Raw genomic sequence first — 12,671 nt, 5'->3', positions numbered from 1 at the left:
GCATGTTCTCGACTACTGTACACGCTTCACCCACTCTGCTTATAAGTGCAGGCAGGGCACCGCGAGGGCAGGCTTCAAACAATAGGTATCAGTGTATCACCTGAATGCTTAAAGAATAGCAAAAGCCCCTGCTGATGGGCGGTTACAGTCGCAATGCTGCCGTTTGCTCGGCCACAGCATTGCGCAGGTCTGCAATTTGTGGTCCTGCGCGGAGTACTCCACGGGAGACGTTCGGGGAGACCAACTGTGCAGTTTCCTCTCCCCCAGCGATCCGCCTGACGTCTTCCATGGTTCCTCCCTGGGCGCCCACGCCAGGCATCAACACCATGCCACCAACGCCGTCTAGCCGCGGTGGGTCGGTGAGGGTGGCCCCGACCACCACGCCGAGGTTTCCGGCGCCGGCGTGCAGCGCGTTTTCTTCCGCTACGCGGTCCACAATGTGCTGAGCCACGTTCGTTTCGGTGCCGTCGTAGAGCGAGCGCTGCAGTCCGCGAGCCTCCGGATTAGAGGTCGCAGCCAACACGATCACTCCCCTGCCGTGTCGTTCACCGAGGTCGATGACCGGCCGCAGAGAATCGAATCCCAGCCACGGGGAGACCGTCACTGCGTCGCTGCACAGAGGGGATTCTGGGTCCAACCATGCCCGTGCGTACCCGGCCATTGTAGAACCAATGTCACCGCGCTTGGCGTCTGCAACTACGAGCACTCCGGCCCGCCGCAGTTCCGCAATCGACTGCTCCAACACGGCCAGACCCGCCGAACCGAACTGCTCGTAGAAAGCCACCTGCGGCTTCACCACGCACGCGACGTCAGCAAAGGCCTCCACACACGTCTTGCTAAAGGTCTCCAGCCCCGCAACGGTCACTTGCAAACCCCAGGCCTCCAGGATGCCCACGTGTGGATCCATTCCCACACACAGCTGCCCATAGCTGTCGGATCGCTCGAGAAACCGCTGGCCGAAGGTCAGGCCGTCGCCCGCGCTCGCGGTCACGAGTGATCGACCTCCTGGATGGCGCGCACGGTCGGCTCCGCGCCCTGCAGCGCTTCAATGCCCTGGACAGCGGCTACGGCACCCTGGACGGTGGTCACGCACGGTACACCCATGTTCACGGCGGCAGCGCGGATGTCGTATCCGTCGTGACGCGCCCCGGCGGAGCCGGCGGGAGTGTTCAGAATCAGGTCGACATCTCCCTCCTTGATCCAGTCGCCCACGGTGCGCAAAGCCTCGCCATTGGCATCCACCAGCGGCGTGTTGTCCGCGGCGGCGCGACGCTCGTCGGAGATCTTGGCCACCACCTCGCACTCCACACCATTGCGGCGCAGCATGGCAGCGGTGCCCTGCGTGGCCAGAATCTTAAAGCCCAGGGAGTACAGACGCTGGATCGGCAGGATCAGGGTGCGCTTGTCGCGGTTGGCGACGGAAACGAAAACGGTCCCCTCCGTCGGCAGGTCGCCGGTGGCCTCCTGGGACTTAGCGAAGGCGGAGCCGAAGTCGTCGTCCAGACCCATGACCTCGCCGGTGGACTTCATCTCCGGGCTCAGGAGGGAATCCAGCACGTGGCCCTCCGGGCTGCGGAAGCGGTTGAAAGGCATCACGGCTTCCTTCACGGCGATCGGGTGGCCCTGTGGCAGGGATCCGCCGTCGCGGTCGCTCGGCAATACGCCCTCTTCAATCAGGTTCTGGATGCTGGTGCCCAACATGATGCGCGCCGCAGCCTTGGATAGCTGCACGCCCGTGGCCTTGGAAACGAACGGCACGGTGCGGGACGCACGCGGATTTGCCTCGATTACATAGAGGATGTCGTCCTTCAGCGCGAACTGGACGTTCATCAGGCCCTTCACACCAATGCCGTGAGCCAGCGCAGCGGTAGCCTTGCGGACCTTCTCAATGTCCTCGGCGCCCAACGTCATCGGCGGGATCGCACAAGCGGAGTCGCCAGAGTGGATGCCGGCCTCTTCGATGTGCTCCATTACGCCCGCCAGGTAGACGTTCTCGCCGTCGCACAGCGCGTCTACATCGATCTCGATCGCGGAGTCCAGGAAGCGGTCCACCAGCACCGGGTGGTCGCTGGTGATTTCGGTGGCACGCTGGATGTAGTCGGAGAGGCTCTCGTCGTCGTAGACGATCTCCATGCCCCGGCCACCTAGCACGTAGGACGGGCGCACCAGCACCGGGAAGCCGATACGGGCGGCCACCTCGTGGGCCTCTTCCACACTGGTGGCGGTGCCGAACTCCGGTGCGGGCAGGGCGGCCTTTTCCAGAACCTTGCCGAACTCTCCGCGATCCTCGGCCAGGTTGATGGCCTCCGGGGAGGTACCGACAACCGGCACGCCAGCGTCTGCCAGGCGCTGTGCCAGACCCAGCGGAGTCTGGCCGCCCAGCTGCACGATCACGCCGGCGATCTCGCCAGAGGCAGCTTCGGCGTGGTAGACCTCCATCACGTCCTCGAACGTCAGCGGCTCGAAGTACAGGCGGTCGGCGGTGTCGTAGTCCGTAGAGACGGTCTCCGGGTTGCAGTTGACCATCACGGTCTCGTAGCCCACTCGGGAAAGCTCCAGGGCGGCGTGCACACAGGAGTAGTCGAACTCGATGCCCTGGCCAATACGGTTCGGGCCGGAGCCTAGGATTAGCACCTTCTTTTTATCCGGCTGCGGGGCTACTTCGGACTCTGCGGCCGGATCCAGCTCGTAGGAGCTGTAGTGGTACGGGGTCTTCGCCTCAAACTCGGCTGCACACGTGTCCACGGTCTTGAAGACCGGGCGAATGCCCTGCGCCCAGCGCAGGGCGCGCACGCCGTCTTCGCCCGCTAGTTCCGGGCGCAGCGCAGCAATCTGCTGATCCGACAGACCCATGTACTTAGCCTCGCGGAGCAGGTCGACATCCAAGACTGGGGCGTCGATAAGACGGGTGCGGAACTCGACCAGACCGGCGAGCTCGTGCAGGAACCAGGGGTCAATGCCCGAGGCCGCGTAGACCTCCTCGACGGTAGCGCCAAGGCGCAGGGCCAGCTCCACGTCGTACATACGGCCCTCGGTCGGGCGCTTCAGGTCCTCCAGCACGGCCTGCTTGTCGGCGGCGCGCTCGCCGGCGAATGCCTCATCCGGGACAGTCCAGAACCCGGCCTGCTTGGTTTCTAGCGAACGCATAACCTTGTTCAGACCGGTGATGTAGTTGCGGCCAACGGCCATGGCCTCACCGACGGATTTCATGGTAGTGGTCAGCGTGTCGTCGGCACCGGGGAACTTCTCGAATGCGAAGCGCGGAGCCTTGACGATCACATAGTCCAGCGTCGGTTCAAAGGCAGCCGGTGTGACCTCAGTGATGTCGTTGCGAACCTCGTCGAGGGTGTAGCCGATGGCGAGTTTGGCCGCTAGCTTCGCGATTGGGAAGCCGGTGGCCTTAGAAGCCAAGGCGGAGGAACGGGAGACGCGCGGGTTCATCTCGATGGTGATGATGCGCCCATCCTTCGGGTTCACGGCGAACTGAATGTTGCAGCCGCCGGTATCCACGCCGACTTCGCGCAGGATGGCGATGCCCTGGTCGCGCATCACCTGGTACTCGCGGTCGGTCAGAGTCATGCTCGGCGCCACAGTCATGGAATCGCCGGTGTGCACTCCCAGTGCGTCCACATTCTCGATGGAGCAGACGACCACGACGTTATCCTTGCCGTCGCGCATAAGCTCCAGCTCGAACTCCTTCCAACCGAGGATGGACTCCTCGATCAGCACATTGGCCTCCGGCGACGCGGCCAGACCGCCACCGGCGATGCGCTCTAGATCCTTCTCGTTGAAGGCCAGGCCGGATCCCAGGCCGCCCATGGTGAACGACGGGCGAACGACGACGGGCAGGCCTAGCTCGGCGACGGTTTCGTGGACCTCGTCCATGTTGTGGCACACGCGCGAGCGGGCGGAATCGCCACCGATCTTCGCCACGATGTCCTTGAACTTCTGGCGGTCCTCGCCGCGCTCGATAGCGTCGATGTCCGCACCGATCAGCTCCACGCCGTACTTGTCCAGAATGCCCAGCCGGTCCAGCTGAATCGCGGCGTTCAGCGCGGTCTGCCCGCCCAGGGTTGCCAGGACGGCGTCTACCTTGTGGCCGGCTTCTTGCTCCTCCTGGAAGATCTTCTCGATGTACTTCGGGGAGATCGGCTCGATGTAGGTATGGTCGGCAAACTCCGGGTCGGTCATGATGGTCGCCGGGTTGGAGTTAATCAGCGTTACGCGCAGGCCCTCTTCCTTGAGCACGCGGCAGGCCTGGGTGCCGGAGTAGTCGAACTCACAGGCCTGGCCGATGACGATCGGGCCAGAGCCGATGACGAGTACGTGGTTGATGTCTTCGCGACGTGGCATTGGTGTTTTCCCTCTTATCCGAAGTTGCTGTTTGTTGCTTTGCTTTGCTGGTGGCGTTAGCTGTTCTTCTCGAGGTTCGCGAAGAACTTGTCGAACAGCGGGTTAGCGTCGTGCGGGCCGGCCGCCGATTCCGGGTGATACTGGACGGAGAACGCGCTGCCGTCCAGCAGTGCCACGCCCTCGACCACGTCGTCGTTGAGGCAGGTGTGCGTCACCTGTGCCTCGCCAAACGGAGTGTCGAACTTCTCCAGCGCCTTACCCTTGAGCGCGAAGCCGTGGTTCTGTGCTGTGATGTCGATCTTCCCGGTCAGGTGGTCCAGCACCGGCACGTTGGTGCCGCGGTGGCCGAACTTCAGCTTGTAGGTCTCCATGCCCAGCGCGCGTCCGAGCAGCTGGTTGCCGAAGCAGATACCGAAGAACGGAATCTTGGCCTGCAGAATCTTCTTCAGCTCCTCCACCGTCGCGTCAGCGGTTGCCGGGTCGCCCGGGCCGTTGGAGATGAACACGCCCGTGGCGCTGTACTCGGCCATCAGCTTCTGTACCTCGTCGAAAGTGGTCGTCGAGGGAACCACCACGCTGCGCACGCCGCGCTTGGAGAACTCGCGCGGGGTGTTCGTCTTAATGCCCATGTCGTAGGCGATGACGGTGTACTTGGTCTCCCCCTCTGGCTCCACCACGTAAACCTCATCGGTGCTCACGTCGGCGGACAGGTCTGCACCCGCCATGGCTGGCTGTGCCTGCACCTGGCTGATCATGTCGTCGTCGGTGCTCAGGGCGTCACCGCTAAAGATGCCCGCAGCTACCGACCCCTTGTCGCGCAGGTGGCGCACGATGGCGCGGGTGTCTACCCCCTGGATACCAATGATGTCCTGGGCGATCATCTCGTCCGGCAGGCTGCGCTGCGCGCGCCAGTTGCTCACGGAGCGGGACAGGTCGCGGATAACCAGGCCGGCAACCCAGATGTTGTCGCCGCGAGACTCGGAATCCTCGTCGTTCCACCCCGTGTTGCCGATCTGCGGGGCGGTCGCCACAACGATCTGTCGGTGGTAGGACGGATCCGTCATCGTCTCCTGGTAGCCGGTCATAGCCGTGGTGAACACAGCCTCGCCCAGGGTGCGGCCGGTCGCGCCGAATGCGCGTCCGCGGAAGATCTTCCCGTCAGCGAGAACCAGTGCTGCTGGCGTGTAGCTCATTGTGTCTGTTTCCTTAACTGTTAGCTGTTGTGTTTGGTTCTTTTTTATGGACGCCCACTCGTGGGTGTTACTTCACCGATGAGCCGTTCTTGCAGGTCACCTTGCCCCGCAATAGCGTGGTGCTCACCTTGACCGGCATCTCCATACCCTCGTACGGAGTGTTACTGGCCTTCGAGGCCATGTCCTCGCCATGCGCGGTCCAGGACTGGTTGAGATCCACGGCACACAGGTTTGCTGGCTCCCCCACAGCGATCGGACGGCCGTGGCCGGGAAGCTTGGTGATCTCGGCGGGGCGTTCGGACATCACCTTGGCCACAAAGCGCCAGTCCTCGTCGCCGTCGATAACGAAGATCTTGGCGATCAGTGCCAGCGAGGTCTCGATGCCCAGCATGCCGGGGCGAGCCTGATCGAACTCGCAGCACTTGTCCTCGGAGCCGTGCGGTGCGTGGTCGGTGGCTACGCAATCGACGGTGCCGTCGATCAGGGCTGCACGCAGCGCCTCCACGTCGCGCTGCTCGCGCAATGGCGGGTTAACGCGGTTCACACCGTCGTAGGTTTCCAGCCGCTCGTCGGTCAGCAGCAGGTGATGCGGGGTTACCTCCGCGGTCAAGGGGATTCCGTGCGACTTCGCCCATCGCAGCAACTCGACGGTGCCCTCGGTCGAGGCGTGGCAGATGTGCAGGCGCCCACCGTAGTCACGAGCCATGATGGCATCGCGGGCGACGATGGACTCCTCGGCCACGCGTGGCCAGCCGCCCAACCCCAGGCGCGCGGCGGTCTCGCCCTCGTGAGCCACTGCGCCGATGGTCAGTCGCGGTTCCTCGCAGTGCTGCGCCAGCAGCACGTCCATACCCTTGGAGTATTCGATCGCTCGGCGCATCAGGCGGGGGTCGTCGACACACTTGCCGTCGTCGGAGAACATGCGCACCTTCGCGTCGGAGTCGGCCATCATGCCAAACTCCGTGAGCTCCTTTCCCTCCAGCCCCTTAGAGATAGAGCCGACCGGGTGCACGTCGCAGAGGTTCGTGTTCTGGCCCTTGTACCAGACCATTTCGGCGATAGCCGGATTGTCGGTAACGGGCGCGGTGTTCGCCATGGTGAACACCGCGGTAAAGCCGCCCTGGGCAGCGGCCGCAGAACCGGTGGCGATCGTCTCAGTGTCCTCACGACCCGGCTCCCGTAAGTGAACGTGCATGTCCACCAAGCCCGGCAGCAGTACCTGGCCATCCAGGTCCAGCACCTCGGCGCCCGCCGGTGCCTGAGCAGCAAGGTCGCTACCGATCTCGGCGATCACGCCGTCTTGTACCAGCACGTCCTGCTTGTCGCCCTCGCCGTAAATCAGTACACCGCGCAGCACAACCGCGGTATCAGCTCCAGTGGGTTGGCTGGCCAGCTCACCGGTGGCCGGGTATTCGGAAGTCATGGTCGAAGTCCCTCTGTCGTTCGTCGTACTGTTTGTCTGTGCCATGTGTGTGGCCATATCAGCGCCTAGCTCTCTTCCCCGACCAGCAGGGTGAACAGCACCGCCATGCGCACGTGCACGCCCGCGGTCACCTGGTTCAACACCACGGTCTGCGGTGCGTCAGCTACGTCGTAGTTGATCTCCATGCCGCGCAGCATCGGGCCGGGGTGCATAATGATGGCTCCCTCCTTCATCCGCTCCGCGCGGGCCTTCGACAGGCCGTAGCGGGCGGCGTACTCACGGTGCGAGGGGAAAAAGCCGCCGTTCATGCGCTCTGCCTGCACGCGCAGCATCATCACCACGTCGGCATTCGGGATCTCACGGTCGAAGTCGTAGCTGACGCGCACGCTGTCTTTGCCTGTGCCCTTACCCGCACAGTTGCCCCAGCGCTCGATGCCCAATGGCACCAGAGTCGGGGGCGCTACAAACACCACCTCCGCGCCCAGTGTCGAAAGTAGTTGGGCATTGGAGCGGGCCACGCGGGAATGCAGGATATCCCCGACGATAACGACCTTCTTGCCGCTAATGTCCCCAATGCGGTTGCGCATCGTGGTGGCGTCCAAAAGAGCCTGGGTGGGGTGCTGGTTGGAACCGTCACCTGCGTTGATGATGGCCGTATCGTCCAGCCAACCAGCGACCTGCCGAGCCGCGCCGGAGGACGGGTGGCGCATAATGATCGCGTCGGCGCCCACGGCCTTCAAAGTCAGTGCAGTATCGCGCAGCGATTCACCCTTCTTCACCGACGAACTGGAAGCGGAGATGTTGATGACGTCCGCGCTCATCCACTTGCCCGCGGTTTCGAAAGACGAGCGGGTGCGCGTGGAGTTCTCGTAAAACATGGTGAAGATCGTGCGGCCGCGCAGCGTGGGCAACTTCTTCATCTCTCGGCCTTCAAGCGCTTCGGCGAACCGGTCAGCCTCGTCCATCAGGCCTAAGATTTCGGACTTATTCAGATCAGCAATGCTAATCAGGTGCTTCATGGTTTAGTTGCTCCCTTCCCCAACGGCAGGCCTGCGGTGTAGAACCACGTTGTCCACGTCGTCCAACTCAGCGAGGTTTACGGTCACGTCCTCGTCGGCGGCGGTGGGGATGTTCTTACCCACGTAGTCGGCTCGGATCGGCAGCTTGCGGTGACCTCGATCGATCAAAACGGCAACCTGCACAGCGTCCGGGCGACCGATATCCGTCAGCGCGTCGAGTGCGGCACGGATAGAGCGTCCGCTGTAGAGGACGTCGTCGACCAGCACGACGATGGTGCCATCGATGCCTTCGGAAGGAACCTTGGTGGGCTTGAGCGCACGGTGCGCGGTGGTGCGCAGGTCGTCGCGGTACAAGGTGATGTCCAGCGACCCCTGGAATACCTCCACCCCCGTGAAGTGCTGAATCTTCTCGGCCAGGCGAGCCGCGAGCGGCACTCCCCCCGATGGAATGCCGAGTAGAACCACGCGCCGGGCGTCTTCCCCATCCAGCGCCGTCTTTTCAATAATCTGGTGCGCGATGCGCGCGACAGTACGGGAAACCTGATCTGCGTCGAGTAAGGTGACGCCAGCTTCCTCAGCCGTCGAGTTCATCGTGACCTCCTTTCCCGCCTCTCTGTGCGGTCCGTTAAAGGATGTCTACTTTTATGACGACTCGCAGTTTATCACGCTTCGTCGGACTCGTTGACGATACCGCCGAGCAGCAGGTCTAACTGCTCCTGGTCTTCCGACTTGGGCGCCTCGGCGCTCTCGGCTTCGGCACGCTGCGTTGCGGACGCATCCGCGATCTTCAAGTCCGCTTGAACCTGCATGTCCTTGTTGATGCCGTCCAGCACCGCGTGAATGTAGCTGGGGGCTTTATCGTGCGAGTACTCGCTGGCGAGCTCCACGCCTTCTACTACGGCCACCTGCGCGGGGACGTCGTCGTTGAACTTCAATTCCCACGCCGACACGCGCAGCACTGCGCGATCGACGGCGGGCAGGCGATCCAGACGCCACTCGCTGGATAGGTGCAACGCGATGGCCTCGTCCAGAGCATCCAGGTTGGTTGCCACGCCGGGTACGATCTGCTGGGTGTATTCCGGCACGGGTTTCACCTGGTTGGCGGGGTCCGTAGCCAGAGAGATGCGTTCCTCGACAATCTCCACCGGATCGATGTCGCGGAACTCCGCCTCAAACAGGATGTCCACTGCGCGACGGCGGGCCTTGTAGCGGGAGCCGTGACGCTTGAACGAGGAGCCCCTCGCCGGCGCAGCCGTCTTCGAATCAGCTGTGTGTTTTTCGGTCATGGGTGAAAAACAGTCGCTGCCTTAGTTGTTCACGCGAGACAGGTACTCGCCCGTGCGGGTGTCTACCTTCAGCACGTTGCCGGTCTCGATGAACAGCGGAACCTGAATCTCCGCACCGGTTTCCAGGGTAGCGGGCTTGGTGCCACCGGTGGAGCGGTCGCCCTGCAGGCCCGGATCAGTCTGCTCAACCTTCAGCTCCACGGAAACCGGCAGCTCTGCAAACAGGGGTTCGCCCTCGTGGAAGGAAACCTGCACGGTGGTGTTTTCCAGCAGGAACTTAGCGCCGTCGCCCATCAGGTGCGGAGCCAGCTCAACCTGGTCGTAGGTCTTCTCGTCCATCAGGACGAAGCTGGTGCCGTCGTTGTACAGGTAGGTCATGTCGCGGCGGTCGACGGTTGCGGTTTCAACCTTCACACCGGCGTTGAAGGTCTTATCAACGATCTTGCCGGAGACAACGTCCTTCAGCTTCGTGCGCACGAATGCGGGGCCCTTACCCGGCTTGACGTGCTGGAACTCCAGGATCTGCTGAAGCTTGTTGTCCATCTTCAGCACAAGGCCGTTCTTGAAGTCTGCGGTAGTTGCCACGAATGGTCTCCTTTTGAGCGATTAAAAATTTTTTGGGCTGCTACAGTCTAGCAGCTGGCTGGTGCCTAAACGACGATGAGTTCCGTCGGCGAGGCATTAAGGCTACGGGCCCCGTCGGCGGTAACCACGTACGTGTTCTCAATGCGCAGACCCGTCTTACCCGGGATATAAATGCCCGGCTCGACTGTTACGGTCATCCCTTCTACAAGCTTTTCTTCGGGATCCACCCCCTTCGCTGCCCGCGGGGCCTCATGCACATCCAGCCCCACTCCGTGTCCGGTGGAGTGGACGAAGTACTCCCCGTAACCGGCCTCTGCGATGACGTCTCGGCAGGCGGCATCCACGTTGCACAGTGCCACACCAGGGGCCAAGATCGCCTCTCCGGCCTTCTGCGCGCGGTACACCACGTCGTAAAGCTTGCGGGCCAGCTCGTCGGGCTCGCCCACGCAGACGGTACGGGTTTGGTCGGACGCGTAACCGTTGAGGTACACGCCGAAGTCCACAGTCACCAGGCCAGGGACGATTCTGTCGCGGGATACCCTAGCGTGTGGCTTGGTGGCGTTTACTCCGCTGGCCAGAATCGTGTCGAAGCTCAGGCCGTCGGCCCCGGCGGTACGCAGCTGGAACTCCAGCTCTGCAGCGGCCTGGATCTCGGTAATGCCCTCGCGGATACCGCCATCCTCAATGAACGAGCGCCACACGCTATCTGCCAGCTCGCCGGCCTCGGCCAACGCCTCGATTTCCAGCTCGTCCTTCACCAGGCGCAGCTTCTCTATCACCGAGTCGAGCACCGGAGGCTTGCCCAGAGCCTGTGCTTGTCCGTAGGCAAGGCCGGGTTCGACGGCGAAGGATTCGCCTGCCGCCTGCGTGGCAAACTCCGCCGCGCGGTCAAATAACTTGCCCCCGATCTCGATGGTCACGTCCTCCGGCGCGCCGGTCTCGATACGGACCTGGGTGTCGTAGCGCCCGTCTGTCAGTAGCAGGTGCTGGCCATCCTCGCGAATCACCAGCAACGCATTGGAACCAGAAAAACCCGTCAGGTAGCGCACATTCTTAAGGTCACTGACCAGCAAGGCTGTGTGCGCGGACTGCTGGATCAAAGCCGTGGCCTGGTTGCGGCGGGTACGGTGGGCGTCAAAAAAAATTTGAGACATCAACACTCCTTAAAGGTGTGAAAGTACGCAGGGGGTCTACCCGGCGTTATTGGGCAAAGAAGCGCAAGGCGGCAACGTAACCGTAGATGCCCAATCCGGCGATCACGCCGCTAGCCAAAGGGCTGAGGTAGCTGTGGTGACGGAACTCCTCGCGCGCATGCACGTTAGAAATATGCACCTCCACGAAGCCCGCGCCGTCGGCAATCTCGGCCAGGGCATCGCGCAGAGCAACGGAGGTGTGGGTGAAGCCACCCGGGTTGATGATGACTGCGGCGCCCTCATCGGCGGCGCGATGCACTCGATCCAGCAGCTCGCCCTCGTGGTTGGACTGGAAGAAGTCGACGTCAATGCCCAGTGATTCCGCCTCGCGGGCCAGCAGATCTTCCACGTCAGCCAGAGTAGTGCTGCCGTAGACTTCCGGCTGACGCTTACCCAGGCGGTTGAGGTTCGGACCGTTGATCACGCACACCTTCGGCGCCTGCGGCTGTGCTGCATTCATCGCTGTCTCCTCCTAGTTGGTTGTCTCTAGCTGGCTGTCGACCCTTTTAGGCTTCCACGCTAGCCGCGTAGGCCGCGCGCAGCAGTTCCTCGCTCGGCCCTTCCAGGCGGGTGGGAGTTCCGATCTGCTCCAGCACGACGAAGCGGATCTTGCCGCCCTTGTTCTTCTTGTCTCGCCCCATCGCCGCCAGGAGCTCGTCGAGTTCGGCGCCGTCGTAGCTGGTCGCCAGGCCTACGGAGTTAAGGATGTTGCGGTGACGCCGAACGTCTTCCTCGCTCAGCAGCCCCGCGGCCTTTGCCAGCTCTGCCTCGAAGATCATGCCCACAGCAACGGCCTGGCCATGGCGCCAACGGTACTCCTCGTGGTGCTCGACCGCGTGGCCGTAAGTATGCCCGTAATTGAGGATCTCGCGCAGGCTAGATTCCTTCAGGTCCACCGACACCACGTCGGCCTTGACCTGGATCGCGCGCGCGATCAGCTCTGGCAGGCTGCCGTGGGGGTCCAGCGCAGCCTGCGGATCAGCCTCGTAGAGGTCAAGGATCTGCGTATCGGCGATGAACCCTGCCTTGACGATCTCCGCAGAACCGGCGACCATCTCGTCGCGCGGCAGGGTCTCTAGAACCTCCAGGTCAACGATCACCGCGCTGGGTTCGTGGAAGGCTCCGACCAGGTTCTTTCCGGCCGGAGTGTTAATACCCGTCTTTCCACCCACGGCGGCGTCCACCATGGCCAGCAGCGTGGTGGGATAGTGCACGACCTTGATGCCTCGCATCCACGTGGCGGCGATGAACCCCGCCAGGTCAGTGGCCGCACCGCCGCCGAGCCCAATGATGGTGTCGGCGCGAGTCAATCCGACGTTGGCACAAACGTCCCAGCATTCGGCTGCGGAGGCGGCGGTCTTCGCCGACTCCGCATCCTCGATCTGGTGCGTGTGCGCGGCAAACCCCGCCTGCGTAAGGCGCGCGGCCAGGTCGGCGGCACGCTCAGCGAGGGCAGGCTGGTGGATGAGGAGGTAGGTGGCGGTAGCGCCGGCGACATTCAGGATCTCCTCGGTAGCGAACTCAATGCCCCGGTCGATGACCACCTCGTAGGGCGACTGGGAAGCCACCTTGATTCGCTGCTGGTTGAAGGCTGCATGCTGGGCGTTGGTCATGGGAGG

General features: G+C 63.0%; 11 protein-coding genes. All 11 read right to left on the bottom strand.

Annotation, left to right across the window (positions count from 1 at the left end; translation table 11 throughout):
• Positions 1 to 142: 142 nt before the first annotated feature.
• The 11 genes from pyrF to aroB all read right to left on the bottom strand — a co-directional run bounded on the left by pyrF (position 143) and on the right by aroB (position 12,665).
• Positions 143 to 967, bottom strand: coding sequence for an orotidine-5'-phosphate decarboxylase (gene pyrF, locus ACKFRT_RS02920; protein WP_408926123.1), 825 nt, complete (start codon positions 965 to 967; stop codon positions 143 to 145).
• A 20-nt stretch (positions 968 to 987) separates the two neighbouring features.
• Positions 988 to 4,353, bottom strand: a complete 3,366-nt coding sequence (gene carB, locus ACKFRT_RS02915; protein WP_408925686.1) for a carbamoyl-phosphate synthase large subunit — start codon at positions 4,351 to 4,353, stop codon at positions 988 to 990.
• A 56-nt stretch (positions 4,354 to 4,409) separates the two neighbouring features.
• Entirely contained in the window at positions 4,410 to 5,546 is a 1,137-nt protein-coding gene (gene carA, locus ACKFRT_RS02910; RefSeq protein ID WP_296215039.1) for a glutamine-hydrolyzing carbamoyl-phosphate synthase small subunit, read from the bottom strand.
• A 67-nt stretch (positions 5,547 to 5,613) separates the two neighbouring features.
• On the bottom strand, positions 5,614 to 6,969 hold the full coding sequence (locus ACKFRT_RS02905) for a dihydroorotase (protein ID WP_408925685.1): 1,356 nt from the start codon (positions 6,967 to 6,969) through the stop codon (positions 5,614 to 5,616).
• A gap of 65 nt (positions 6,970 to 7,034) precedes the next feature.
• A complete protein-coding gene (locus tag ACKFRT_RS02900; protein WP_408925684.1) occupies positions 7,035 to 7,988 on the bottom strand; it encodes an aspartate carbamoyltransferase catalytic subunit in 954 nt (317 codons plus the stop codon).
• A gap of 3 nt (positions 7,989 to 7,991) precedes the next feature.
• Positions 7,992 to 8,579 (bottom strand): bifunctional pyr operon transcriptional regulator/uracil phosphoribosyltransferase PyrR, encoded by a 588-nt coding sequence (gene pyrR, locus ACKFRT_RS02895; protein WP_408925683.1) that lies wholly within the window; start codon positions 8,577 to 8,579, stop codon positions 7,992 to 7,994.
• Between the two features lie 71 nt (positions 8,580 to 8,650).
• A complete protein-coding gene (nusB, locus tag ACKFRT_RS02890; RefSeq protein ID WP_408925682.1) occupies positions 8,651 to 9,274 on the bottom strand; it encodes a transcription antitermination factor NusB in 624 nt (207 codons plus the stop codon).
• A 21-nt stretch (positions 9,275 to 9,295) separates the two neighbouring features.
• Entirely contained in the window at positions 9,296 to 9,859 is a 564-nt protein-coding gene (efp, locus tag ACKFRT_RS02885; RefSeq protein WP_296215050.1) for an elongation factor P, read from the bottom strand.
• A gap of 65 nt (positions 9,860 to 9,924) precedes the next feature.
• Positions 9,925 to 11,013 (bottom strand): M24 family metallopeptidase, encoded by a 1,089-nt coding sequence (locus ACKFRT_RS02880; RefSeq protein WP_408925681.1) that lies wholly within the window; start codon positions 11,011 to 11,013, stop codon positions 9,925 to 9,927.
• A 46-nt stretch (positions 11,014 to 11,059) separates the two neighbouring features.
• Positions 11,060 to 11,512, bottom strand: coding sequence for a type II 3-dehydroquinate dehydratase (gene aroQ, locus ACKFRT_RS02875; protein WP_408925680.1), 453 nt, complete (start codon positions 11,510 to 11,512; stop codon positions 11,060 to 11,062).
• Between the two features lie 46 nt (positions 11,513 to 11,558).
• Positions 11,559 to 12,665 (bottom strand): 3-dehydroquinate synthase, encoded by a 1,107-nt coding sequence (aroB, locus tag ACKFRT_RS02870; RefSeq protein ID WP_408925679.1) that lies wholly within the window; start codon positions 12,663 to 12,665, stop codon positions 11,559 to 11,561.
• Positions 12,666 to 12,671: the final 6 nt, after the last annotated feature.

It is taken from the genome of Corynebacterium jamesii, assembly GCF_046097395.1.
Lineage (GTDB): Bacteria > Actinomycetota > Actinomycetes > Mycobacteriales > Mycobacteriaceae > Corynebacterium.
The sequence above is the reverse complement of the archived record's forward strand: the minus strand, read 5'-3'. Positions and strand labels throughout refer to the sequence as shown.

Coding starts and splice junctions, on each gene's coding strand:
- carB (WP_408925686.1), bottom strand. CDS start 4,353: ATGCCACGTCGCGAAGACATCAACCACGTACTCGTCATCGGCTCTGGC.
- carA (WP_296215039.1), bottom strand. CDS start 5,546: ATGAGCTACACGCCAGCAGCACTGGTTCTCGCTGACGGGAAGATCTTC.
- ACKFRT_RS02905 (WP_408925685.1), bottom strand. CDS start 6,969: ATGACTTCCGAATACCCGGCCACCGGTGAGCTGGCCAGCCAACCCACT.
- ACKFRT_RS02900 (WP_408925684.1), bottom strand. CDS start 7,988: ATGAAGCACCTGATTAGCATTGCTGATCTGAATAAGTCCGAAATCTTA.
- pyrR (WP_408925683.1), bottom strand. CDS start 8,579: ATGAACTCGACGGCTGAGGAAGCTGGCGTCACCTTACTCGACGCAGAT.
- nusB (WP_408925682.1), bottom strand. CDS start 9,274: ATGACCGAAAAACACACAGCTGATTCGAAGACGGCTGCGCCGGCGAGG.
- ACKFRT_RS02880 (WP_408925681.1), bottom strand. CDS start 11,013: ATGTCTCAAATTTTTTTTGACGCCCACCGTACCCGCCGCAACCAGGCC.
- aroQ (WP_408925680.1), bottom strand. CDS start 11,512: ATGAATGCAGCACAGCCGCAGGCGCCGAAGGTGTGCGTGATCAACGGT.
- aroB (WP_408925679.1), bottom strand. CDS start 12,665: ATGACCAACGCCCAGCATGCAGCCTTCAACCAGCAGCGAATCAAGGTG.